Below are 26492 nucleotides of genomic sequence, written 5' to 3'. Positions count from 1 at the left end.
AGGTGAGTTGGGGCCTATCAGGGGGGATGAAGAAGAATTTTATGGATTTATTATCTGAGAAGTAACCAGCCTCTTTATGTTCTGAAAATGTAGGTGCGTCCATTGTAATTGGCTAGTAACATTATCCTGAGCAGCCTGCAGCCAATTTGAAGCTTTCGCCAGATTGTACTTTTCCTAATAGCGCAACCGCTGCTTCAGAGTACTTTCTAGTAAAACTACTCTCAGATTTACCAGTTTTTAATTTGAAATGGTAGGGGTTGTCTGAGTTTTTCATGTCAAAGCCAGTCGTTTCCTCTAGCAGTTCAATAAGCTTGTGAGCACCATTCCAACTAGTGAATCCCAATTTCTCCGCTACCATTTGAAGAGTATATGGATAGTTAGCGTTCACGCTAGCCGGTCCGTCAAGCGATGTAATGCCCAATATTTTTGCAAAATTCTCGTCATTTTCCACAGCGTGTTCAAGCATTGAAAAATTTACTTCTACATGTTTTGATAATGTATCTCTCCTAACTAAGTTAAAGGCTCGGGCCATTAGTGCGCGTAATAACTTTACGTTAATTTGCTCGAGTGCGCCATTGTTTCCAAAGGCTTTAAATACCCAGTCAAATGAAGATGAGACTATGCTTTTTATGCGGATCGTAACATCGCCTCCCACGTTAATGATACGCTCGCGTGGTGGGTATGAGTTGTCACTAATATCCTTGTCCCATTCCAATATATAAATATTTGGAGTTAAGGTTTGGGTTGCCTTGAACATCCTAGTGACGTCATAAAGTATGCTTTTTATATTTTGGTCTTCGGCTCTGTATCCGACAAAAAGCAAAGGGTGCTCTGCGAAGTATGTAAGGAGTTTTGCGCTTAGGTACTTTTTGTCAGCTTCAAATGTTTTGTAATCTTCTTCGGTTAACACCAGAGATAGAGGGTCGGAAATGCATCCATGTATCTTAAATATTTCACCGATTGATAAGTAAGGCTTGCTCAGAACTTGTTGACCTACGACTCGTTCAAAATCTGGAAAAATCAACTCCAATAATTGATCGTAATTTGTTGTAATGAGCGCATGTGGACTCATTGCCTTCAGGGCCGCAATTTCTGCGTCTAAATCTTCTGATCCGTACGACCCTTTTTTATCTGGCCCCATTCCATGCAGAATGGTGGCAATAGAATGTTTGATGAATATATCGGATGGAAAATTTTCGGAAAAATATTCAGCTGGAAATTGATCTCTGCCTTCGGTCCATGCCCACTCTCTAAAGCAATCAGAAAATATACTTCCAATTTCGACTAGGCTTTTGTTCTTTTGCTTGTAATATGCTAAGTCAAGACTAATATTAGGGCACATTGATGCCAGTTCCTTTAGCAGTTCTTCCCAGCTCGGACCGTTTGAATATCGTTTGGAAAATCCTGAGTCTACGAATAATATCGGTTGGCATGCGGCTTGGCCGAGAACGTTTAAAATGTCAGAAATTACTTCTTCCCGATATTGTTCATAACTTAAAGGCATAGACACTCCAGTTTCGTTTTTTAGGGGCGCAGAGGGTAATCCAGATGAGAAGCTTTGGGGTGTTAATAGTGAGGTTATAGCAGCTATTTGAAAGATCAATCGACTGTCTGCATTTGAAAGCCTAGACCCAGCGCAGAGCTGGAGCTAAGGGGGCGGGTTATTTATGGAAGCGCGTCGCAACGAAGCCTCAATAAACGCCAACGTTTAAAAAGACATCTCCAGATACTCTCTCAGGCTACATATCCTTGCGCCTTTGCCTACAGCTACGCCAGAATCCGCCGGCTTGTGCGCCTTGGGGACGGGTTCTATTGTGGTGCGGTCGCTGATGAATCAGCGATCGGGTTTAGCGACTCGACTTATAAATAGGTGCATCAGCGTTCCATGCTTTGTCGCAGATTCAATGTTTGCGGCTCCGCTATGGTGGCTGTATGCGGGAGACCTTCGGGTCTGCCGGGTGCCTATAACCGGTTCGCTAACCTGCGTACAGCCGCCACCTTTCTGTTTAGCGACAGTTCTGGGCGGCTCCATTCTTATAGGAGCTTCACCATGATCAAACCAACACCCAACCCGCCCGAAACCGCCTCGGTTTCCCCCTACGAATCCATCGACTCAAAAAAACTCCACGAAGCCGCCGATCGTGCGCTCGACCATTACCTTTGTCCGCCCGGATCCACGCCGCCGCCACGTAAACACCGTGGGATGTATGCCGTGACGGCGGACAACAAAACTGAAGAATTGCTGGTGGATGCCAGTGAAACACTCGCTTCGGCCAAAACCCTCGCGCAGAACATCGCCAGCTTGTTGCCGGTGTCGCAGCGTCATGCGCTGGCGGGGATTGCGCAGTTGATCATGCTCGGGGAGTTGGCGGTGAATCGGGCTTTGGATAATTTGCAGTTGCCGGGGTGATGTAGGTGTCGGGGACACTTGGTGATTGATCGGGTGTTCATTCTGGCGCCTTCGCGAGCAGGCTCGCTCCCACAGGGTTTCAGGCTGATTGCGGATATCGTGTGGGGCATGCGTTGTTTTTGTTGCCTGAGATGTTTGTGTAGGGGTTGCCGGAGGCTGCGATCTTTTTGAGTTTAAAAAACAGGATCAAAAGATCGCAGCCTTCGGCAGCTCCTACAGGGGGCGATTCAATAGGGTTTCCAGGCGGGCCAGGGGCGGGGCGTCCTGGTTGCGGTTGAAGACTTGGATGGCGATTTTGAGTAGTCGGCCATTTTCAGCCGCTGCGATTACTTGCTCACACCGCAACGACAATCGTCCCTGATCACAATCAACGGCTTTCACACCGGTCGGCAATCGACCTTCCAGTTGCAGCTCCGCCATGCGGGTTTGCGCTGCGATCATTGCAATCGAGCGATCACGCAGAACTCCGCTGCTTTGGGTCATCAACCCTGCCACGCGCACAGCCGCCGACATCGCCACGGCAATGATCGCCAGCGCCACCAGCACTTCAATCAGGGTGAATCCGTTTTCTCGGGAGCGCATAGGCATATGAGGCCCAAAACCCAAACTCAGCCCTCGACCCTAACCCCCGTCCTTGACGGCTTGACGACGAAAACTCCCGAGGATTTTCAACATCCCTGACATATCTTCTTGCAACACTGCGCGTCGAATCGAATCAAGCCAAGGGAATGTCGAGATGGATATCGCGCAGTTCAAACAGCCCGGACGACCGAGCCGGATGCCCCGCGGGCAGCAGGGTTTTACTCTGATCGAGATCATGGTGGTGGTGGTGATTCTCGGGATTCTGGCGGCGATGGTGGTGCCCAAGGTACTCGATCGGCCGGATCAGGCGCGGGCCACGGCGGCGAAGCAGGATATTGGTGGTTTGATGCAGGCGCTGAAGTTGTATCGCCTCGATCACGGCACTTATCCGAGCATGACTCAGGGTTTGAAAGTGCTGGTGGAGCGGCCGGCGGATGCGAAGAACAGTAACTGGCGTTCGTACCTGGAGCGTTTGCCGAATGACCCGTGGGGTCGTCCTTATCAGTACCTCAACCCCGGCGCGAATGGCGAGATCGATATCTTTTCCCTCGGTGCCGACGGTCAGCCTGAGGGCGACGGCGTGAATGCCGATATCGGTTCCTGGCAGCTGTAAGGCCGGTGATGAACAGCCAATCGAGCCAGCAGGGGATGGCGATCATCAGTGCGCTGTTGATCGCGGCGGTGGTCGCGGTGATTGCGGCGGGGATGTTGACCCGGCAGAGCGTTTCGACCCGCGCGCTGGAGGCGGATCAGCAGCGGGTGCAGGGGCGCTGGGTGTTGCACGGTGGGCTGGAGATCAGCCGGCAATTGCTCTGGGATGCGCGGCAGCGTGATCCGTTGACCCGGCTCGATCAGCCGTGGGCGCAGCGCTTGAAGGCGCAAGGCTTCGAGGGGTGGCTGGAGGATGAGCAGGGCAAGTTCAACCTGCGCAATCTGGTGGCCAACGAGCGTGTCGATGAGGCGCAGGTGCAGGCGTTTCAGCGGCTGTGCGAGTTGATCGGTATCAGCGCCGGGTTGAGTCAGCGCATCAGTCAGCGGGTGATCGGCTCTTATCCGTATCTGTTGAACCCGCAGATTGCCGAAAACACCGCGAGCAAAAACGCCTTTGACAGTGGCCGCGCCACATCGCCGAATGCTTCGCGCAAGCCACAGAATCCGAAGTTGCCGATGCTGCGCAGTGTTGATGATTTGCGCAGCGTCGAGGGCGTGAATGAGGCGGTCATCGGCAAACTGGCGCCGTACCTGACGGTGATCCCCGCGACCACCTGGCTCAATGGCAATACCGCCACTGCGCCGGTGCTGGCCGCGTATGTGCCGGGGTTGTCGCTGGAGCGGGCGCAGGCGCTGATCAATGAGCGTGACGCCGGGCGCTGGTTCATCAACCGTGGCGATTTCGTCAACCGCTTGCGCATGCCCAATCTGGAGCTGACCAGCGTCAAGGTCGGCATCACCAGCGATTGGTTTCGCCTGCGTGGCGAGGCGCGGCGTGATCAGCGTCGGGTCAGTCTCGATGCGTTGCTGCACCGCAGCGAGGATCGTCTGCCGCAGGTGATCTGGTCGCGGGTGGGCGTATGAGTCAGTTGCGTGTGAGTTTGCCGCCACTGGCGCAGTTGAGTCTCGACAGTGAGATGGATTGCGCGTGGCTGGATCGGCAGGGGCAGGTCATTCGGGAGCAGCGTCTGACCTTCATCCAACTGGGGCAGTCAGCGAAACAGCCAACACTGAGCGCTTTTCTGCACCCGGCGGACAGTCTGCTGGCGAGCATCGACCTTCCACCGTTGCCGGCGAACAAGACCGCAGCGGCGGTGCAATGCGCGGCGCAGGCCTTGATGCTCGGTGACTGCAATGACATGCACATCGCTCACAGTTCGCGGGACGAAGCGGGGCAGGTGCAGATCGCCTGGGCGCCGCGTCAGCGTTTGCAGCATCTGGGGCAACTGCTGAAGCAGGCCGGGCTGAATCTGCGCGGCTTGTACCCGGCGGCGTACAGCTTGCCGGTGCTGCCGGGTACGGTGGCCTGTCGGCAGGACGGCCATTTGTTGCTGCGCGAAAGCGTGCAGGTGGCGCGGGTGCAGCCGCTGTTCGACGAGGAGATTGGCGATTGGCTGCTGAGCTGCGGCACGCCGCTGCACTGGATCGGTTCGACGCCACCGCCGGATGCGCAATTGCCGATGGCCGAGGCGCAACGCTGGACCGGGCCGTTGCCCGGTTGGGGCCTGCAGGGTGCGGTGCAACAGCAGCGCAGCGAGCATCGCGGTTGGGGCCGGGCGCTGGGGCTGTGCGGATTGGCGGTGGCGGTGTGGGTCATCGGCTTGAACCTGTATGCCGCCCGCGAAGCCAGTCAGGGCCAGCAGCTCAAGGCGCAGATGGCGCAACGGGTGAAGCAGGTCTTTCCCGAGTTGCCGGTGATCCTCAATCCGCTGCAGCAGGCGCGTCAGCAATTGGCGGCGCGGCAGAAGGGCGCGGCGGAGGATCCGGCGCAACCGTTCAATCGGCTGGTGTTGCAGGCCGGCAGTGGCATGCCGTTCATGGCCGGCACGGTCGAGCGCCTGACGTTTGTCGATGGCACCTTGCAGTTGAGTCTGCTGGCCGATGCCCGGCGCGGCGCCAATGACAAGGACAAGGATTGGCAAGCCGCATTGGCCCAAGTCGGGATCAGTGCGACGGCTGATGATGAAGGCTGGCTGCTGCGCCCGAGCGACGAAGTCACCACTCCCGATGAAAGCACCGACGACAGCGGAGCAGAAGATGAATAAGGCATCGCTCGCGTTGTACCGCGCCCGCTGGCAGGGTTTCAGCGCGCAGCTTCAGGCGCGTTGGCAAGCGCTTGCCCTGCGCGAAAAACGCATGGTCGGCGGCATGGCGGTGGTGCTGCTGTCGCTGTTGGTGTGGGTCGCGCTGATCCAGCCGCCGCTGAAAAAAATCACTTACTGGCAAAGCGAAACGCCGAAGTTGCGCGCGCAGACTGAAGCGCTGGAAGTGCTGTTGCGCGAGGTCAGCGTGCGCCCGGACGGGCAGAGCCTGGCGCAGTCTCTTGAACAGACGCTGCAGGCCAGCGGCCTGGCCGGGCACTACCAGTTGCAGGCCGGGGAGACTGGCGCCTGGCAGCTGACGTTCGACGCGGCGCCGGCCGATGCAGTGCTCGACTGGCTGTTGAGCAACCCGGCACAACTTTCTCTGCAAGTGGTCGAGGCCCGTCTGCAACGCGCCGACAACGCTTCGACCGAAGTCACTGCCGGCACATTGTCAGGCACCGTTCGCATGGATCAGGCGCTGGGCGCTAAGGAAGCTTCATGAAGGGGTCAGGATCCAAACCGGCGCGCATGGCGTTGCCGATGCTGCTGATGGCGTTGAGCGCGTGCAGCAACACCACCACACCGCCGAACCAGCCGCCGTTGCTGGTGGACAGCGAACTCGGCCGGCCACTGGCCAACACCCAGCGCAGCGGTGATGCGCTGCTCGACCGGCAACGTGCCCAGGCACAAACCGCGCCGCAACCACGGCAGATGCACAACATCACCGAACGCGCGCGCAGTGGCGGCGTCCCGCGCGGCAGCACACTGCCGAGCAATCCGCTGGGCGATCAGCCGGTGACGCTGAATTTTGTCGACGCCGATATTCAGGCGGTGGTGCGCGCGTTGTCGCGTTCCACTGGCCAGCAGTTTCTGGTCGACCCTCGGGTCAAGGGCAGCCTGACGCTGGTTTCGGAAGGTCAGGTGCCGGCGCGGCAGGCTTACGACATGTTGCTGGCGGCGTTGCGCATGCAGGGCTTCAGCGTGGTCGATGTCGGCGGCGTCGCCCAGGTGGTGCCGGAAGCCGATGCGAAACTGCTCGGCGGGCCGATCTATAGCCCGGACAAACCGGCCGGCAACGGCATGCTCACCCGTACCTTTCGCCTGCAATACGAGAACGCGGTAAATCTGATTCCGGTGCTGCGCCCGATCGTCTCGCCGAACAACCCGATCAATGCCTACCCCGGCAACAACACCATCGTGGTTACCGATTACGCCGAGAACCTCACGCGCGTCGCCCAATTGATCCAGACCATCGACACCCCGAGTGCGATCGACACCGACGTGGTGCAGATCCAGAACGGCATCGCCGCCGACATCGCGCCGATGGTTGCTGACTTGCTCGACGCACCGGGTAACGATCCGACGCAGAAAATCGCGGTGATCGGCGACCCGCGTTCCAACACCATCATCATCCGCGCCGGCAGCCCCGAGCGCACCGAGCTGGCGCGCAATCTGATCTACAAACTCGACAACGCGCAGAGCAATCCGAGCAACCTGCACGTGGTTTATTTGCGTAACGCGCAAGCGGCGAAACTGGCGCAAGCCTTGCGCGGACTGCTGACTGGCGAGAGTGACAGCGGCACCAGCGACAGTGCGCGATCGGTGCTCAGTGCCATGGGCAGCAACGGCAACAACAATGGCGGTTCGAGCGCGCAGAGCGGCACGCAAACCAGTGGCAACACTTCGACCACGTCGAGCACGGGCAGTACTGGCGGCAGTTATGCCCAGGGCAGCAGTTCGACCGGCAGCGGCGGCAGTCAGGCCAGTGAGCAGAACGTTGCGTTCAGCGCTGGCGGGGTGACGATTCAGGCTGATGCGACCACCAACACCTTGCTGATTTCTGCGCCGGAGCCGTTGTATCGCAACCTGCGCGAGGTCATCGATTTGCTCGACCAGCGCCGCGCACAAGTGGTGATCGAAAGCCTGATTGTTGAAGTTGGCGAGGACGATGCCAGCGAATTCGGCGTGCAGTGGCAGACCGGCAATCTCGGCGGCAAAGGCGTGATCGGCGGGGCGAATCTTGGCGGTTCGGGGATCAACCTCAACGGCAAGACCAGTCTCGATGTGCTGCCCCAGGGTTTGAACCTCGGTTACGTCAACGGCACGGTCGATATCCCTGGCATCGGCAAGATTCTCGACCTGAAAGTGCTGGCCCGGGCGCTGAAGAGCAAGGGCGGCACCAACGTGCTGTCGACGCCGAACCTGCTGACGCTGGACAACGAAGCGGCGAGCATTTTTGTCGGCCAGACCATTCCGTTTGTCAGCGGCAGCTACGTTACTGGTGGCGGCGGGACCAGCAACAACCCGTTCCAGACCGTGACCCGTGAAGAGGTGGGTTTGAAGCTCAACGTGCGGCCGCAGATTTCCGAGGGCGGCACGGTCAAGCTTGATATCTATCAGGAGGTCAGCAGCATCGACGAACGCGCGTCGGCCAGCGCGACGTCGGCGGGGATCGTCACCAACAAGCGCGCGATCGACACCAGCATCCTGCTCGACGACGGCCAGATCATGGTCCTCGGTGGCCTGCTGCAGGACGGCTACAGCCAGAGCAATGAAGCGGTACCGTGGCTGGGGACGTTGCCGGGGATCGGCGCGCTGTTTCGCAACGAACGCCGGGCGATCACCAAGACCAATCTGATGGTGTTCCTGCGCCCGTACATCATCCGCGACAGCGAAGCGGGGCGCAGCATCACCCTCAACCGCTACGACTTCATGCGCCGCGCCCAGGGCGGGCTGCAACCGGAACGCAGCTGGGCGATGCCGGACATGCAGGCGCCGCAGTTGCCAACGGCGGCGCAGGGGGTGCCGAGTCCGGTTCCGGCTTCGGGACCTCGCGCGACGATCAAAGCGGTGCCGATCGAAGGGAGCACGCGCTTTTGAATCCGACCCTCAATCTGAGAAGTAAACCTGTGGTGAGGGGATTTATCCCCGATGGGCAGCGAAGCGGCCCCAAAACCTATGCACGCGGTGAGTCAGATGTATTCGGATATCAGGTTTCGGGGCTGCTGCGCAGCCCATCGGGGATAAATCCCCTCACCACAAGAAATCCGCTCTCCATAAGAAATCCCCTCACCACAGGAACACCTCCAGGCAGAGAGATTGGGGAGGTTTTGAGATGAGTTCACTTCCCTACGCCTGGGCCAAGGCCCAGCGCATTCTGTTGTGCGACGGCGTGCTGACGGTGTGCCCGTCGACGCCCGGCTGGTCGATCAGCGAGGTGCGGCGGCAGTTCGGTGAGACGTCGCTCAGGCGCGTGCGCGACGACGAGCTCGATGGCCTGCTCGCCACGGCCTACGCCGACACCGGCAGCGCCGCCGCTGTGGTTGGCGCAGCAGAAAACGAAGTCGACCTCGATCGGCTGATGCAGGACATGCCGGAAATCACCGACCTGCTCGACACCCAGGACGGTGCGCCGGTAATCCGCATGATCAACGCCTTGCTGACCCAGGCTGCACGCGATGAGGCCAGCGACATTCACATCGAACCGTTCGAAACCCATTCGGTGGTGCGCTACCGGGTCGACGGCACCCTGCGTGATGTGGTCTCGCCGCGCAAGGCGCTGCACGGTGCGCTGGTGTCGCGGATCAAGATCATGGCCCAACTCGACATCGCCGAAAAACGCCTGCCGCAGGACGGTCGTATCGCGCTGCGCGTGGCCGGGCGGCCGATCGATATTCGCGTGTCGACCGTGCCCACCGGGCATGGCGAGCGGGTGGTGATGCGTTTGCTCGACAAACAGGCCGGGCGTCTGCACCTGGAAACCCTCGGCATGGACGCGCAGGTGCTGGCCAGACTCGATCACCTGATCCGCCAGCCCCACGGTATCGTGCTGGTCACCGGCCCCACCGGCAGCGGCAAGACCACCAGCCTCTACGCCGCGCTGGCACGCCTCGATGCCAGCACCAGCAACATCCTCACCGTCGAAGACCCGGTGGAATACGACCTGCCGGGGATCAGCCAGATTCAGGTCAACGCCAAGATCGACATGACCTTCGCCCTGGCATTGCGGGCGATTCTGCGCCAGGACCCGGACATCATCATGATCGGCGAGATCCGCGATCTGGAAACCGCCCAAATCGCCGTGCAGGCGTCGCTCACCGGGCACCTGGTGCTGGCGACGCTGCACACCAACGACGCGGTGTCGGCGGTCAACCGCTTGATCGACATGGGTGTCGAGCCGTTTCTGCTCGCTTCGTCGATGCTCGGCGTTCTGGCCCAGCGGCTGGTGCGGCGCCTTTGCAAAGAGTGCAAACAGGAAGATTCGGCAGCGCCGGGCACCTGGCGCCCGGTGGGCTGCGCCGCCTGCAATCATACCGGCTACAGCGGCCGCACCGGCATCCACGAATTGTTCTGCATCGACGACGACATCCGCACCCTGATTCACCAAGGGGCAGGGGAGCAGGCCTTGCGTGCGGCAGCGGCGAAGGCCGGGATGTTCAGCCTGCGCGAGGACGGCGAGCGCTGGATTCGCAGCGGCGCCACCGCCCCTGAAGAAATCCTTCGTGTGACCCGGGACGCCTGATGAATCGCTATCGTTTTGAAGCCGCCGACGCTACCGGCAAGATCGAGTCCGGGCACCTGGAGGCGGACAGCCAGGGCGCGGCGTTCGGCGTGTTGCGCAGCCGTGGTTTGACCGCGTTGTCGGTGCACAAGGAAAGCAACGTCGCCCAGCATGGCGGCGGTGGCTTGTTCAGTGCGCGTATGTCGGATAACGATCTGGCTTGGGCCACCCGGCAACTGGCGAGCCTGCTCGGTGCCAGCCTGCCGTTGGAAGCGGCACTCAGCGCAACGGTGGAGCAGGCCGAGAAAAAACACATCGCCCACACCCTCAGTGCGGTGCGCGCCGATGTGCGCAGCGGCATGCGTCTGGCCGAGTCGCTGGCGGCGCGACCACGGGATTTTCCGGAGATCTACCGCGCGTTGATCGCTGCGGGCGAGGAGTCCGGCGATCTGGCGCAGGTGATGGAGCGGCTGGCCGACTACATCGAAGAACGCAATAACCTGCGCGGCAAGATCCTCACCGCTTTCATCTATCCGGGTGTGGTCGGGCTGGTGTCGATCGGCATTGTGATTTTCCTGCTCAGTTACGTGGTGCCGCAGGTGGTCAGTGCTTTTTCCCAAGCGCGGCAGGATCTGCCGGGGCTGACGTTGGCGATGCTCACCGCCAGTGATTTCATTCGGGCGTGGGGCTGGTTGTGTGCGGCGATCATGGCCGGGGTGTTCTGGAGCTGGCGTTTGTATCTGCGCAATCCGGCGGCGCGGTTGAGTTGGCATCATCGGGTGCTGAAGTTGCCGCTGATCGGGCGTTTCGTCTTGGGCCTGAACACCGCACGATTCGCCTCGACCCTGGCGATTCTCGGCGGTGCCGGGGTGCCGTTGTTGCGTGCGCTGGAGGCGGCGCGGCAGACGCTATCCAATGATCGCTTGAGCCTGAGTGTCAGCGACGCCACGGCCAAGGTTCGCGAAGGGGTGAATCTGGCGGCGGCGTTGCGGGTGGAGAACGTGTTTCCGCCGGTGCTGATTCACCTGATCGCCAGCGGCGAGAAAACCGGCGCACTGCCGCCGATGCTCGAACGTGCGGCGCAAACGCTGTCCCGCGATATCGAACGGCGGGCGATGGGTATGACCGCGTTGCTCGAACCGCTGATGATCGTGGTGATGGGCGGGGTGGTGCTGGTGATTGTGATGGCGGTGTTGTTGCCGATCATTGAGATCAACCAGTTGGTGCAGTAGCTGATTTTTCGGGTGTCTGGTCTGGCGTCATCGCGAGCAGGCTCACTCCTACAGGTGTAATGCATTTCAATTTGTAGGAGTGAGCCTGCTCGCGATGACGCCGGCCGAAACAGCAAAAAATTCAAATATTTTCCCTTCAGCCTGATACTCACCCGACCCTGATTCCCCCCATCCTCGGGTTCTCCTTTCTGTCATCTGCAACCACCCCGCAACGGCTGCAGCCAGTTTCAGCCAAACCCACGATCCAGACCCCTCGCCATCCCCCGCAAACACCCGAGAAAACCGTCGGAAAATCAGCGCGCAGCTCCCGAGGTTTTTTCCTTTATCTGTCACCGGAAACTGCGAATTTCTCAGTGCGACTTAACCACGGACCCCGCTTGCGAAGGTCAGCGGTGAGTCTTCCCAGTGTCATGCAAGACCCCTGAAAACCTGTGTTCACAACCATCGTTGAAAAGGAGATTCTTCATGTTCAAGCGCACTCTGATCGCCGCTTCCCTGACCGTCGCCGCTCTGGCTTCCGCTCAAGCCATGGCCGTTACCGGTGGTGGCGCCACTCTGCCAGCCGCTCTGTACAAAGGTTCGGCCGACAGCATCCTGCCTGCCAACTTCAGCTACGCGGCCATTGGCAGCGGCGGTGGCAAGACCGCTTTCCTGACCAACAACCCGGCCGGCTTCAGCACCACCGGCACCGTGCATTTCGCCGGTAGCGACTCGATCCTCAACGCTTCGGAACTCAGCACCTACAAGAACACTTACAACGCTTCGTACGGCCCGTTGATTCAACTGCCGTCGGTGGCCACTTCGGTTGCCATCCCATACAAAAAAGCCGGCCAGACCGCGCTGAACCTGACCAGCGCTCAGCTGTGCGAAGTGTTCTCGGGCCAGAAAACCACCTGGGGTGCTCTGCTGGGTACTTCCGACGCGACCACGATCCGCGTTGTTTATCGCAACGTTTCCAGCGGCACTTCGGAAATCCTGACTCGTCACCTGAGCTCGGTCTGCCCGACTCAGTTTGCGACCAACTCCACCTTCACCAGCGCTCGTATCGGCGGCATCGCTCTGCCTTCGAACTGGGTCGGCGTCGCCAACACTTCCGAAGTTGCCACTGCCGTGAACGCGGTTGACGGTTCCATCGGTTATGTAGGTCCGGACGGCGTCGATGCCACCAGCAACGCTGTTGTTGCTCGCATTAACGGTGTTCAGCCGACTGCGCTCAACGTGACGCTGGCGCTGTCGTCGGTCAATCCTCCGGCGAATGCTATCGATGCTGCCGATCCGTCCAAGTGGTCGCCAGTGGTTGCTAACCCGGCTTCGGGTTACAAACTGGCTGCCTACACCAACTTCATCTTCGGTCAGTGCTACAAGGATGCAGCCGTGGCCGCGGACGTCAAAGCCTTCCTGACCCAGCACTACAGCAACCCGGGCAACAACACTGCGACCCAGGCCCACAAGTTCGTCGCCGTGCCTAATGCCTGGAAAACCGCTGTGACCGCCAACTTCATCACCAACACTTCGGGCAACAACCTGGACATCAACAACGCCAGCGTCTGCAACGCTATCGGTCGTCCTTTGTAAGCTCGCGCGGTCGTAACACCGATGACGGCAACCTTCGGGTTGCCGTCATTTTTTTTGGCTCGAATACACGCCGAACATGAAGTTTGTGTGACATCCGTTCGGTCGCGCCTCTCGCCAACGGCCTATGTCGTAACAGCAGGTTTTTGCGCGCCTGCGGCCATATGTGGCAATCAAAAAAGGATCTCGTAGTGATGCTCGCTCGCCCATCCCGTCGTCGTACCCACGTCCAGTCCTTCCAGCGTGATGCCGTGGAGCCGGCGCTGTGGCTGCTCAAGCCATTGGCGCACGCGGTGGCGTTATGTCTGGTGGCGGGTAGCGCGCAAGCGCAGACGGCGTTCAGTTCTAGCTGGTTTGCCGCCAAGGGTGCGGCGCAGCAGGCCGCAGCGGCGCGTCCGAGCGTGGGTGGGCTGCCGGGGATGACACCGCCATTGGCCCAGCAGCAAAAAGCCAATGCGCAGTTGCAGCGCTCGATTCAGACTTTGAACAACACGGTTGCCGCGATTGCTGCGCAACAAGCGGCGCAGGCGGCCGGACGCGCTGCTGCGTTGGGCACGGTGCAGTTCGTGCCGGACGGCCTGGGCGAGGGTGGCTTGAAAGTCGATAACAGCCTGACCCAGGGTTGGCAGAACGCGAAGGGCCCGCAGCAGACCCAGGTCGATGGCAAAACCACAGTGACAATCGAGCAGACCGCCGACAAGGCTATTCTCAACTGGGAAACCTTCAACGTCGGTCGCAATACCACGGTCGATTTCGCCCAGCAGTCGAACTGGGCGGTGCTAAACCGCGTCAACGACCCGAATGCCCGGGCCAGCCAGATTCAAGGTCAGATCAAGGGCAACGGCACGGTGATGCTGATCAACCGTAATGGGATCGTGTTCAGCGGCAGCAGTCAGGTCAACGTGCGCAACCTGGTGGCCGCTGCCGCCAACATCACCGATATCCAGTTTCGCGATCGGGGTCTGTATTTCGACAGCACCGGCACTCAGCCGACGTTCACCGATGCCGCCGGCAAGGTGTTGGTGGAACGCGGTGCCTCCATCGACACCCACAAGCCGGCATCGTCTACCGCTGCCGGGGGATATGCGTTGCTGCTCGGCAGCGAAGTGCAGAACGACGGCAGCATCAACTCCGCCAAGGGCCAGACCGTATTGGCCGCCGGCGACCGTTTCTACATCCGCAAAGGCTCGGGCACCGAAGGCAATGCGCTGTCCACCACATTCGGCAGCGAAGTCATTCCGGGCTTCAAGGCCGGTGCCGTTGCGGGCAAAGTCACTAACAACGGACTGATCCAGTCTGCCACCGGCGACATCACTCTGACTGGTCACGAAGTAGTGCAAAACGGCGTATTGCTCGCCAGCACGTCAGTGGCGACGCGGGGCACGATTCACCTCTCCAACCCGAGCACCGATGCTAACGACAGCGTGACGCTGGGACAGGGCAGTGCCACGGCCATCATGCTCGACAGCAGTGACCTGACCGCCCTCGACAGCCAGCATCAGGCCGCGCTGACGGGCGTCACGGCCAACAACCGGATCCGTGGCGATCAGTCACGCGTCGAGATTCAGAGCGGCGGCAGTGTCGAGTTCCAGAACGGCTCGATCACCCTGGCCACCGGCGGCCAGGTCGCGGTCAATGCACAACGCCGCAGCCTGGTGCGCGACGGCGCGATGATCGATGTATCCGGTGCCCTCGGCGTCAAAGTGGCAATGAAAAACAACAGCATCAAGATCAACGTGCAAGGCAACGAGCAGCGCGATGCCTCGGTCAACCGCGAAAAGGGCGCGCTCAACAGCAATGACATCTGGGTCGATGTGCGCGATCTGGTGTATGTACCGGCCGGCACCAACGGCTACGCCACGGATCGCTGGTACACCGCCGGTGGCCTGTTGGAAGTCGGTGGTTATCTCGGCACTCAGGGCCACAGCGTCGGCGAATGGATGGCTCAGGGCGGCACGGTGAGTTTTGCCGGCAACGACGTGGTCACGGAAAAAGGTTCGTTGATCAACCTGTCCGGCGGCACTCTGGATGTGCAGAGCGGCGAGATCCGCCAGAGCTGGCTGCGTGGCGCCGACGGCAAGTTGTATGAAGTGTCGCGCGCGCCGGGGGACCTGCTCTACAGCGGCCTGTACAAAGGCTATGAAGACAGCAGCCAACGCTGGGGCCAGACCAGTTATTACTACAGCCCGCTGATTGCCCCGCGCTCGCGTTTCGAGTCGGGTTACACCGTGGGCCGCGATGCCGGACAACTGGTGATCGCCACGGCCAACGCCGTGCTCGACGGGCAAATGATCGGCGAGGTGTATGAGGGCGAACGGCAGAATCAGGCGCCGAAACCGGTGCTCGATGGCTATGAGCAGAGCCAGACCGCGCTGGCCCGGCGGGCGCAATTGATCGTCGGCAGTTATGACCCGACCTTCGTCGCGGCGTCGAATGGCCTGCTCTACACCCTCGATCCATTGCTCGATCAGGTGCAGATCGGTGGCGCGCGTCCGGTCGCTGGCAACGATCCGGACTTGACCGGCGTGGTGTCCGATGCCCCCAAAGGCAAGCTGTATCTCGATAACGATCAGCTCAACGGATTCCGCCTCGGTGCACTCAAGGTTTCGGCCAAGGATCAGATCGCCGTTGACGGTGCGCTGACGGTCGATAACGGTGGCGACATCACCCTGTATTCCCCGGATGTTCAGATCGGCGCCGACCTGACCGCTCGCGGTGGCAGTCTGCGTCTGGGCAACGTACTCAATCAGTTCAATGGTGGCGCAAACACCGACACTCGCCTGGCGGCCCAAGCCGACAAAACCACGCAAACCCGCATCGTCGAGGGCGTGCATCTCGACACCCGAGGGCTGTGGAGCAACCTGCGCACCAACCCGGACGATAACGCCAGCCTCGCGTATCTGAACGGTGGCCTGATATCGATCCGCAGCAGCGGTGATATCGACGTCGCTGCCGGCAGCCTGCTCGACGTTTCTTCCGGTGGCGCCATACTCGCCAATGGCAAGACCCGGGGCGGCAAGGGCGGTGATCTGACGCTGGAGTCCAGTGCCATTTCCGCGCCGGGCACATCGCATCTGAACCTCAATGGCGAACTGCGCGGTTACGGCGTCACGGGCGGCGGCACCTTGACGGTGCAGGCCAACAGGATTCTCGTCGGCCAGACGGATAAAGCCCTGGCAGACAATACCCTGCAACTGTCCACTGACCTGTTCGGCAAGGGGTTCTCCGCCTACAACCTGATCGGTCTCAACGGGCTCGACGTTGCCGAAGGCGCCGCGATTGATGTGACCCTGCCGGTGTACCGTTTCGGTGATGCGGCACCCAACCAGGTCAGTGGCGCCGATCCGCGAACGGCGCTGGAACTGTGGTCACCGACGCTGTTCCAGGAAAACCCGACCAAGGGCGTGCTGACCCAACGCGCCGGCGCCAGCCTGACCTTGCAAGGTGGCGCGACGCTGGTCGGGCTGATAGACGCAGCCAACAGCTCGCTGACCCTGGGCCGTGGCTCGCGCATCAGCGTCGACCCGGGGCAGAGCATCAAGCTGCGTGGTGCCGGGCAGATCACCGTCGATGGTGAACTGAATGCGTGGGGCGGCACGATCGATATTCGTCAGCAACAATTCGGCTCGATCCAGCCGGCCACCTCGATTCAAGCGGCGGATCCGAACGCACATGACCGCTCGATCTGGATCGGCGAGCAGGCCGTGCTGGATGTCGCCGGGCGTGCCAATACGGCGACCGACACCCTGGGCCGCACTTACGGGCAGGTCGGCAAGGGCGGCAGCCTCATCATCGGCGGCGAGATCGATTCGAAACTGGCAACCGCCACGGCTGCCGATGCCTACGTGATTGTACGTCCGGGCGCGCGGCTGGATGCCTCGGGCACCGAGGCCGTTCTGGATATCGCCGGTCAAGGCCCGACGCGTATCGCAACGGACGGCGGGCGCATCAGTTTGAGTTCTTATAACGGTCTTTTCGTTGAAGGCAACTTGCGTGCGGCGGCGGGTGGCGTCGGGGCGGCCGGTGGTCGTCTGGAACTGGCGCTGGAGACGCCGTTGTATTCCGATTCGGCGAGCAACGCGGTGCGCTCGCCGAGGGAAATGATCATTGGTCAAGCGGCAGAAAACGAGCTGCTGCCCGCGAACCTGCAACCCGGCGAAGGCGCCGATGGCTTGCGTTACGGTCAAGCCCGTCTGAGTGCCGATGGCTTGATGACGGGCGGTTTCGACAATCTCAGCCTGCTGAGCAACGGTCTGTTGTCGTTTGACGGTGACGTCAATCTGCGCATGAATCAAAGCCTCAGTCTCTTCGCCGCAGCGCTGTCTCTCGCCGAGAATTCCAAAGGCACGGCACGGATCGACTTGAGTGCTCCGTACCTGCGCCTGTCGGGTGTGGGCACCTACTTCGCCGGCTTCAACATGATGCGCCCACGGTTGCTCCCTGGCCCGACGGCCCGATCGTCCGATGCAACGTTCAATGCCTCCGCGAACCTGTTGGATGTGAGCAATGGCCTGTCCTTCGGGACTCAGGGTTCGATCCTGCAACGGCAGGCGCCGGCCGTTGAATACAGCCGTCGGGCTTTCGGTCTGGTGAGCCTCGACAGCAGCGGCGACCTGCGCTTCCTCGCGCCGAATGATGGTGCGGAGAAAACCAGGCTGTGGACGCCGGGCGACTTGAACCTCGGTGCGGCGCAGATCTATCCCGCCACCGGCATTCAGGCTGAGGTGCGTGCCGGTTATCAGGGCGCCGTCCCGGTTTCCGAACACACCTTGCGGATCAGCGGCCACGGCGCGGCACCGACTGCGGTGCCGTACTCGGCATTCGGAAAGCTGATTTTTTCCGCCGCGTACATCGAACAGGGCGGTGTCTTGCGTGCACCGCTGGGCAAGATCGTATTGGGTGACGATTTGCTCGGCACCACTCACGAGGTTCGCCTCTTGCCGGGCAGCTTGACCTCGGTCAGCGGCGCTGGCCTGGTCATGCCGTACGGCGGCACCACGGACGGTATCGACTATCGCTATAACGGCAAATCCGTGGTGCTCAGCGGCATCTCCGGCGAAACATCGGGCGTGTCGATCGGCACGCAGTTCGCCGATGTGCAAAGCGGTGCGGTCATCGACCTGTCCGGCGGTGGCGATCTGCGTGGCGCCGGTTTCGTCTCCGGTCGCGGGGGTTCCACCGATGCACGTTTCAACCCGCTGGTGCGCACTGCGACTGACGGCACCTTCAGCCTGCCGGGGCTGGCGAGCAACCCGGTGTATGCCATCGTGCCCGGCAACCAGAGCAGCTACGCGCCGATGCTGGCCGAAGCGGGTGCGGGCGATCCGCGCATTGGCCAGCAGATCACTATTGGCGCCGGTGTGCCGGGGTTGGCGGCGGGTACTTACACACTGTTGCCGTCAACGTTTGCCCTGATGCCTGGTGCGTTCCGGGTTGAGGTAAACGGTCAGGCAGCACCCGGCGTGACAACGGGGGCGTTGCCACTGCGCAATGGTTCATGGACCAGCAGCGGGCAGATGTCGATTGCCAATACCGGCCTGCGTGACAGCCTGGCCAGTCAGTTGATTCTCACGTCAGCCGATGTGTTGCGTCGTTACTCGCAGTACAACGAAACCGGTTTCTCTCGATTCATCCAGAGCGACGCCGCCCGGCGCGGTGTGCCGCGTGCGCTGGCACCCATGGACGGCAAGACACTGGATCTGCGCCTGGCCTCCGGCGGCAAGCAAGACATCGCTTTGCAGTTCAACGGGCGCACGCTGTTCGAGGCTGCCGAGGGCGGCATGGCCGGCACAGCGGTGGTACGTGGCGGCAACGCCGGGAGCAGCTTCGAGATACTGGGTGCGGGCCGTGCATCGACACCGGGTTTCAACGGTGTGTCGCTGTACGTCGACACGCTCAACAGCCTCAACGCGGGGCGGCTGACCATCGGTGCGATGCCGAATGTCTTGTACAACACGACCGCTAACATCATCGGCTTCCTGGGCGCGAGTGAAAGTATTGTCTTGCGTGAAGGGGCGATTCTGTCTGCGCCGCAGGTTTTGCTGCGTACCACGTCAACGCTTGGCGGCATCACGGTCGAGGCGGGAGGCGGGATCAATACGCTGGGGCGTGGCAACGTGGCCTACGACTCGCTGGCCGGTTACGTTTATGAGCCGAAAGGTTCCAGCCTGTTGGTCGTTTCCAACGGCTGGACCAATGTGCTGGCGCCGGAAGCGGCCAGCGGCATCAGCGGCGCGGGCAGCATCCGGATCGGCACTTGCGCAGCGAGTGCGTGCAACAATCCGGCCCTGCTGTATTCGAACGGAAGCATCACTGCCGCCACGGATAACCAGTTTGAACTCGGTGAGGCGGTGCGTTTCGGCACCCGTCATCTCGCACTGTCGGTCGGCTCGGTCAATGCCGGCAGCGCCCAAGCACTTGCAGGGGCGGGCAGCCGCGTACCCGCCGGCCTCACGCTCAACCAGAACGTACTCGACCGCTTGCTGCGCGGTGATACGCAGTTTGCCGCGCCGGCCCTGGAAACCCTGAGCCTGACCACTCGCGACGCCTTCAATTTCTACGGCAGCGTCAGCCTCGACACGATCGATCCACAGACCGGTCAGAGCAAACTGCAGAACCTGGTGCTGGTCACCCCGGCGATCTACGGTCTGGGCGATGCCAACGATGTGGCGAGCATTCGTACTGCCAACCTGATCTGGAACGGCGCTACCCAGAGCCCGGGCGCAGTCATCACGGGCGGCGCGGGCACCGGCAGTGGCACGCTGGATATTCAGGCCCAGCGGATCGAACTGGGTTACGGCCCGATGCCTCAGGCCAGCGGACTGGATCAGAACAATCGTCTGGCGCTGGGTTTTGCCAACGTCAACCTGAGCGCCAGCGAGCGCATCACCGCCAATCACAAGGGCAGCCTGGCGGTGTATCAGGAGCAGGGCGCCTACGATCCGCTCACGGGTTACCGCTACAGCGGCGGCAATCTGAACCTGCGCACGCCGTTGCTCACCGGTGAGGCGGCATCGGTCAGCCTGCTCAAGGCCGGCAACAGCCTGACGCTCAGCGGCGCCGGGGCTGCCGGGGTGGCGAATGCTTTGGGTGCGGAGTTGAATCTTGAAGCCCGCGATGTCGTGCTCGACAGCCGTATCGCCTTGGCCAGCGGCAAGCTGACCGTCAAGTCCGAGGGCGATTTGACGCTGGGCAATGGTGCGGTGCTGGACTTGGCCGGACGTACCTTGCCGTTCAACGATGTCAGCAAATACAGCTGGGGCGGCGATGTCTCGCTGTACAGCGCCAACGGCAATATCCGTCAGGCTGCGGGCTCGCGGATCGACCTGTCGGCGAAGAACAATCAGGCCGGTAACCTCAGCGTCGTCGCTCTGGCCGATGCGGCCGGGATGGTCGATCTGCAAGGCGAGATTGTCGGCGGCAGCAGCGGTTACTACGACGCCGGGGGCACGTTGGTGCCGTACAAAGCCGGTGGCGTGGACATTCGCGCGCAGCGCCTGGGAGGTGACGCCACCGAGCAATTCGCCGCGCTCAATCAGCGTCTGAACGCCGGGCAGGTGTACGGCAGCCGCAGCCTGCAACTCAAGCAAGGCAATCTGGTGATCGGCGACGGTCTCAAGGCTGGTGAGATCAATGTGTCGGTGGACAATGGCAGCCTGACGGCGACCGGTCTGATCGATGCCAGCGGCGAACGAGTCGGCAGCATTCGTCTGTCGGCGAAAAATGGCCTGACGCTGACTGGCAGCAGCGTGCTCGATGCCCATGGTCGCGTGCTGCGGGTCGACAGCTACGGCAAGATCATCGATGCGCCGAACCGCGCCACGGTCGAACTCAGTTCCGGTGATGGCTTGCTCACGCTGGGCAGCGGCGCGCGCATCGATCTGCGCCACGGCACCGATGCCGTGCCCGGTTTCCTTGCCGGACAACACGATGGAATGCTGCACGGCACGCTGGAGCTGAACGCGCCGCGTCTGGGCAGCAATGACATCGCCATCGACGCCAGCGGTGCGTTGACCATTCAGGGTGCACGCTCCATCGGCCTCAACGGTTTGCGCCGCTATACCGATGCCCGCGAGGGTGTCGATCAGGCAGTCAGTGGCCGGCCGTATCAAATCATCGATCAAGCCATGCTCGAACGCATTCACGGCGACAGCACTGACTTTATCAACGCCGCACTGGGCAACAATGATCTGCTGCAACGCAAACTCGCCGGGTTGAATAACGCCACGTATGCCGATGCGTTCCACTTGCGACCTGGTGTGGAGATCGCCAGCAAGACGGCTGACGGTGATCTGGTGGTGGAGGGTGATCTGGACCTTTCAGGTTATCGCTATGCCAGCCTCAATCCGCACACGCAATTGAATCCGTCGGTGTACGGTTCCGGTGAGGCCGGTAGCCTGATAATCCGCGCCGGTGGCAACCTCGATATTTACGGCAGCATCAACGACGGCTTCGCGCCGCCACCGGAAACCCAGGATGACGCCGGGTGGAAACTGATTGCCGGTGTGCAGCCGTTCGGCGGCGATCTGATCGTGCCGGGCAGTGGAGTGACGCTGGCCGAGGGCACGCAGTTTCCGCTGGGGGCGACACTCAATTACGACGTGATGATTCAACCAGCGGTTCTGGCCAGTGGCACGTTGCTGCCGACTCAAGCTGTGCTGAACGAGGCGTATACCTTCAGCGCCGGCACCGTGCTGGCGGGGGCGATCCACGACAGCAACGGTCATCTGCTGTACGCCGCCGGTACGCTGCTCAGCGACAGCGTGACGTTGCCTGCCGACACACGCCTGGGGGCCGGCATTCGCTTGAACAAGGCCACCGCCCTGCACGCGATGAACTGGCCCAAGGGTGTGCCGTTACCCAGCGTTTACGATGCAGATCTGACGACCTCCTCCGGGGTGAAATTAAAGGGCGAGCTGGCCTTGTTGCGCGGTTCGCTGATTCCGTCGATGACCGATGTGAAGCTCGCCGAAGGCACTTCGCTGATCGAGTTGCGCCCGTTCAACGGCACACAACAGGGCAAGAACTGGGCGCTGGCCAGCATGCTGCCGTCGGGCAGTGCGTCGTGGTCGATGCGCGTGGTCGCCGGTGCAGATCTGGCTGCGGCCGATAGTCGTGCGGTCAAACCGCTGACCCCGGAAGGCAATCTGCGGCTGGCGGACAGTCATTACGGCGTCAACATCACCACGGCGGCGGGCAAGCTGGTCTGGGCTCCGGATAATCCCTTCTTTACGCCCTACGAGCCGGTCCCTGATGACATGCTCGAGTACTGCCAGCAGATTGCCGACTTGTGCGTACCCATGGCCCGTTGGGTCTGGGCGCCAGGCAGTGGAATGGGGCCGGACTACGAACCGGTTCCCGAGGAGGCCCAATTCATTTGTGATCTGCAGCCGGAACTGTGCATCGGCAACAATCCCGGGAAAACGGCCAAGGCTCATATGCAGATGTTCAGTGTTCTGCGCACCGGCACGGGTGATCTCGACCTGATCGCCGCCGGCAATCTGAGCATGGATTCACCGTTCGGCGTGTACACCGCCGGCACCCAATCAGCGAATATCGACCCGCTCTATAACCAGCCGCGCGGGCATCTTTCGGATAACGATTCGGTGTTGGGTACGGCCGGTGCCGCTTATGAAAAATGGGTCGACGGCGGCAGCGACAGCCTCTATCAGGCCTGGTATCCGCAGATGGGGGGCAACCTGACAATCAATGCCGGTGGCTCGGTTTCCGGTGATTCGGTCGGGACGAAAGCCCAATCGACAGCGAGCGGGTTCCGCGAGCAGATGGCCAGTGTGGCAGTGGGCAACTGGCTGTGGCGTCAAGGCACGGGAAACCCGGATGTGCCCACGGCCTGGTGGATCAACTTCGGCAGTTATTCCACCCAAATGAACTCAGATCGGGTGATCAACACTGAACCCTACCTGGTGGGTTTCACCGGTTTCGGTACCTTGGGCGGTGGCAATATCAGCCTGCGGGCTGGTGGTGATGCCGGCATGCTCAAACCGGTAGGCGATGCCGTTAACTACCCGCGTGGTCAGGGGCTGATCGTCGCGGTAGGCAGCACCGGTCGAGTCGCCAGCGATGGCAGTGTGCAGATGACCGGTGGTGGTGACATGGACATTCGTATCGGCGGCACGCTCAACCCTTCGCTGCAAGCGCGAGCCGGAGAAACCGGCTTCGGCCAACCGAATCATGATCTGCAGGGCGCGCTGATCAACCTGCGCGGCGCGGCACACATGACGGGTGGAGCACTCGGCGGCATCAACCTGCAGTACGGCGCCGGCGCCGTGTTCAATGATCTTCGGGAAACCCGCGCACTTGATCCGTTTACCTCGACCACCGGTAGTGCTTCCGGAGGCGTGGTGCTGATTCCGGGTGACTCGGGCATGAGCCTGAGCAGCCGCGGTGATCTGGTGTTGGGCGGTGCCGCGGATCCTGGGCGAGTGAGTCTGATGAATGCCAGCCCGATCATGGCGGCCGACGCAAGCGTTGAGCAGGGCGGTATCCTCAGTGGCTTTTCATTGTGGACTGACCACACGGCAATCGATCTGTTCTCGGCTGGCGGGAACCTGACGCCGGGCACACAGATAGCAGAATTCAGTACATCCAACGGCCTGATCACGGGCCGCAATACCTCACCTACCGACGGCCGATTTGTCTACCCATCGATTCTGCGCGCGGTGGCGGGCCAAGGGTCCGTTTATGCAGGGCCATCCGCGACATTCATTGGCGTAAACAACTACCCGCTGCAAGGTTACTCACTGCTTCTGGCGCCGTCGAAGTCGGGGCAGCTTGAACTGCTGGCAGGTGACTCTATCTACGCCGGTGGCTATGCGATCAACCAGTCGGGGGCCAGCCCGATGGCCGTGGCTACCCCGTTCAACCCGGCATTCAATGCTTACACCAACAGCAACGCCGGAAAACCGCTGCGCACCAACTACAGCGACGATGGCGTGGCGGCAGAGGGCAACGTGCGATATCCGCTGTTTGCCTATGGTCCCAACAGCTACTCGGGATCGAACGACGTACAGGGGCCGGCGCGATTCTATGCGCTGACGGGGGACCTGGTGGGCATTCGCAGTGGCGAAACGTTGAGCTTTTCCACTTCCAGACGCACCTGGTACGAAGCGGCGGGGCCTGTGTGGATGATCGCCGGACGCGACATCGTTGCCTCTGGCACTGCCCTGGGGCAGCCTGCGGCCGTGCCGACAGTGGAAATGAGTAGCGGCAAGGAGGACATTTTTTCCACCGGCAACCTGTTCGTCCACAATGACCTGCGAGATGTATCGCGCGTCTCGGCGGGCCGCGACATTCTCTACAGCAGCTTCGATATCGCCGGACCTGGAACGCTGGATATCAATGCCGGGCGCAACATCCTGATGGAAAACCGCGCCAGCATCACCAGTCTCGGCTCGATAGTGGCCGGGGATCTGCGGCCTGGTGCCAGCGTGGTATTGCAGGCGGGCGTGGGCGCGCAGGGGCCGGATTACACAAGGTTCATCGCCCGTTACCTGAACCCGCAAAACCTTGCTGATCCGAATGCCTCTCTCAACGGCCAGCCGGGCAAAGTGGTCAAGACCTACCTCGACGAGTTGCAGAGCTGGCTGACCCTAGGTTACGGCTTCAGCGGCAACGCAGAGCAGGCACAGGCGTTCTATACCGCGCTGCCAAGTGCCGAGCAGGCGATCTTTGCGCGCCAGGTGTACTTCGCCGAACTGCGCGCCGGCGGCCTGGAATACAACGACGCTGACGGTCCGCGCAAAGGCAGTTATCTGCGCGGTCGCAACGCCATTGCCGCACTGTTCCCGAGCACCGATGTGGCGGGCAATCCGCTGCGTTACGACGGCGACATCACGCTGTATGGCGGAGCAGGGGTCAAGACGCTGTTCGGCGGCGATATCCAGATGCTCACGCCGGGTGGTGGTCAGGTGTTCGGCATCGAAGGCGCGGCGCCACCGTCCACGGCAGGGATCATTACGCAGGGGGCGGGCAACATTCAGCTCTACTCGCAGGGCAGCATTCTGCTGGGGCAGAGCCGGATCATGACCACCTTCGGCGGCTCGATCCTCGGCTGGTCGGCCGAGGGCGACATCAACGCCGGTCGCGGCTCGAAAACCACTGTGGTCTACACCCCGCCGAAACGGGTTTACGACACTTGGGGCAATGTAACCCTGTCGCCTTCGGTGCCGAGCACCGGTGCGGGTATCGCCACCCTTAACCCGATTGCCGAAGTGGCGCCGGGTGACATCGACCTGATCGCGCCGCTGGGCACCATTGATGCGGGCGAGGCTGGCATTCGTGTCTCGGGCAACGTCAACATCGCCGCGCTGACCGTGGTCAACGCCGCCAACATCGCCGTGCAAGGCAAGACCAGTGGCGTACCGGTGGTGGCTGCGGTGAACACCGGGGCGATCACCTCGGCAAGCTCCGCTGCCTCTTCAGCCACCCAGGCCGCTGAGGACGTGGCGCGTCAGCAGCAAGCAGCAGCGCGGCAGAACCAGGCGTCGGTGTTCACTGTGCAGGTGCTGAGCTTCGGCAACGAACAACTGGCGCCGAGCCGTGATGGTGCCAGTCGTGCGCCTACGTCGGGGTATAACCCGAACAGCCCGGTGCAGGTGCTGGGTGCGGGGGCATTGGATGAACAGGCGAAGCAGCAGTTGACTGAGGAGGAACGCGGGCAGCTGACGTTGTAAAAGACTCTCGTGTAGTACGCTTCGGGCGGCCTTTTGGTCGCCCTTTTTTTATGTTGATGAGGTTCGTGGGTATTGTCGTCGGGTGTGGACTAACGTCAGTATTTTGATGCGCCCGTTCACTCGATAGACCAGCAGATAGTTCGGATTGACCACCATTTCCCGAGTGCCTGGCACTCGACCGGCCCGGTAACCATAGGGGATTGATGAAAGCCTTTGCGTTGCTGCACCAACCTTGTGCTGTAGAGCCACGGAAGCGTTGGAGTTGTATTGTTCAACGTAATCGATAATGTCAGCCAGATCGTTCAGAGCTTGAGCGCTCCATTCAAGCAGCAGCGCGGCGCTTCCTGCGCATCTCTTCCAGCATCTGGTCAAGCATTGCCATAGCTTCATCATGGGGAATGCCAGGGCTGGGGTCATCGAGTGCCTCCTGTACCTTGGCACGAAACCAGCGATCGTAGCTCTCTGCCTCTTCTTCGGATTCGAAGTCAGAGTAAAACGGGGAAAGTAATAAGCTCATAGTGATCTCCGTGATCAATCTCAGCAGTTTAAGGGGGGAATGGCCCATTGTCGTCACTGGCAGACGATGTACCCCATGAGCTCTCGAAGAACCATGGGATGACGAAGCCCAGTATCTGCAAGCGCCCCTTTGGAGTCTGCCGGACGTTTCCCTCCGTTGTCCGGCAATCTCGACCGCTGTTGTAGGCCTAT

Annotated in this window: 14 protein-coding genes; 10 read left to right on the top strand and 4 right to left on the bottom strand. The window is 61.0% G+C overall.

Annotated elements, in window-relative coordinates:
• Positions 1 to 121 precede the first annotated feature (121 nt).
• Positions 122 to 1504: an SIR2 family protein gene (locus ACOYXG_RS14870; protein WP_460352497.1), complete on the bottom strand. Its 1383-nt coding sequence runs from the start codon at positions 1502 to 1504 to the stop codon at positions 122 to 124.
• Positions 1505 to 2050: 546 nt separating this feature from the next.
• On the opposite strand from ACOYXG_RS14870, the gene ACOYXG_RS14865 reads away from it, so the two are divergent.
• Positions 2051 to 2410 (top strand): DUF6124 family protein, encoded by a 360-nt coding sequence (locus ACOYXG_RS14865; RefSeq protein ID WP_007968533.1) that lies wholly within the window; start codon positions 2051 to 2053, stop codon positions 2408 to 2410.
• A gap of 213 nt (positions 2411 to 2623) precedes the next feature.
• Here ACOYXG_RS14865 and gspI read toward each other — a convergent pair whose 3' ends face one another.
• Positions 2624 to 2998: a type II secretion system minor pseudopilin GspI gene (gene gspI, locus ACOYXG_RS14860; RefSeq protein WP_329696986.1), complete on the bottom strand. Its 375-nt coding sequence runs from the start codon at positions 2996 to 2998 to the stop codon at positions 2624 to 2626.
• 148 nt (positions 2999 to 3146) lie between these two features.
• Here gspI and gspG point away from each other — a divergent pair, with 148 nt between their 5' ends.
• From gspG to ACOYXG_RS14815, 9 genes are all read left to right on the top strand, one after another.
• A complete protein-coding gene (gene gspG / locus ACOYXG_RS14855) occupies positions 3147 to 3605 on the top strand; it encodes a type II secretion system major pseudopilin GspG (protein WP_460352495.1) in 459 nt (152 codons plus the stop codon).
• A gap of 8 nt (positions 3606 to 3613) precedes the next feature.
• Positions 3614 to 4567: a type II secretion system minor pseudopilin GspK gene (gspK, locus tag ACOYXG_RS14850; protein WP_460352493.1), complete on the top strand. Its 954-nt coding sequence runs from the start codon at positions 3614 to 3616 to the stop codon at positions 4565 to 4567.
• Entirely contained in the window at positions 4564 to 5748 is a 1185-nt protein-coding gene (gene gspL / locus ACOYXG_RS14845; RefSeq protein ID WP_460352491.1) for a type II secretion system protein GspL, read from the top strand. The genes gspK and gspL overlap by 4 nt, the downstream gene beginning before the upstream one ends.
• A complete protein-coding gene (gene gspM / locus ACOYXG_RS14840; RefSeq protein ID WP_027613120.1) occupies positions 5741 to 6289 on the top strand; it encodes a type II secretion system protein GspM in 549 nt (182 codons plus the stop codon). The genes gspL and gspM overlap by 8 nt, the downstream gene beginning before the upstream one ends.
• Complete coding sequence (gspD, locus tag ACOYXG_RS14835) at positions 6286 to 8667, top strand: type II secretion system secretin GspD (protein ID WP_460352489.1); 2382 nt, start codon at positions 6286 to 6288, stop codon at positions 8665 to 8667. The genes gspM and gspD overlap by 4 nt, the downstream gene beginning before the upstream one ends.
• Before the next feature lie 235 nt (positions 8668 to 8902).
• Positions 8903 to 10309: a type II secretion system ATPase GspE gene (gene gspE / locus ACOYXG_RS14830; RefSeq protein WP_460352487.1), complete on the top strand. Its 1407-nt coding sequence runs from the start codon at positions 8903 to 8905 to the stop codon at positions 10307 to 10309.
• On the top strand, positions 10309 to 11520 hold the full coding sequence (gene gspF, locus ACOYXG_RS14825) for a type II secretion system inner membrane protein GspF (RefSeq protein WP_460352485.1): 1212 nt from the start codon (positions 10309 to 10311) through the stop codon (positions 11518 to 11520). Before gspE ends, gspF begins: the two co-directional genes overlap by 1 nt.
• A gap of 465 nt (positions 11521 to 11985) precedes the next feature.
• Complete coding sequence (locus ACOYXG_RS14820; protein WP_460352483.1) at positions 11986 to 13095, top strand: substrate-binding domain-containing protein; 1110 nt, start codon at positions 11986 to 11988, stop codon at positions 13093 to 13095.
• Positions 13096 to 13286: 191 nt separating this feature from the next.
• Positions 13287 to 25784: a filamentous haemagglutinin family protein gene (locus ACOYXG_RS14815; RefSeq protein ID WP_460352481.1), complete on the top strand. Its 12498-nt coding sequence runs from the start codon at positions 13287 to 13289 to the stop codon at positions 25782 to 25784.
• 48 nt (positions 25785 to 25832) lie between these two features.
• Here the strand turns inward: ACOYXG_RS14815 and ACOYXG_RS14810 are convergent, their stop codons facing one another.
• The gene (locus tag ACOYXG_RS14810; protein WP_460358471.1) at positions 25833 to 26174 is read right to left on the bottom strand and encodes a type II toxin-antitoxin system RelE/ParE family toxin; all 342 of its coding nucleotides are present in this window, start codon (positions 26172 to 26174) and stop codon (positions 25833 to 25835) included.
• Positions 26107 to 26301 carry a type II toxin-antitoxin system RelB family antitoxin gene (relB, locus tag ACOYXG_RS14805; protein ID WP_095136765.1) on the bottom strand — a complete coding sequence of 65 codons (195 nt, stop codon included), beginning with the start codon at positions 26299 to 26301 and terminating at the stop codon, positions 26107 to 26109. Before relB ends, ACOYXG_RS14810 begins: the two co-directional genes overlap by 68 nt.
• Positions 26302 to 26492: the final 191 nt, after the last annotated feature.

The sequence above is a fragment of the Pseudomonas sp. G3-39 genome (assembly GCF_054790485.1).
Note: the sequence above shows the minus strand (reverse complement) of the source record. Positions and strands in the feature narration are given on the sequence as shown.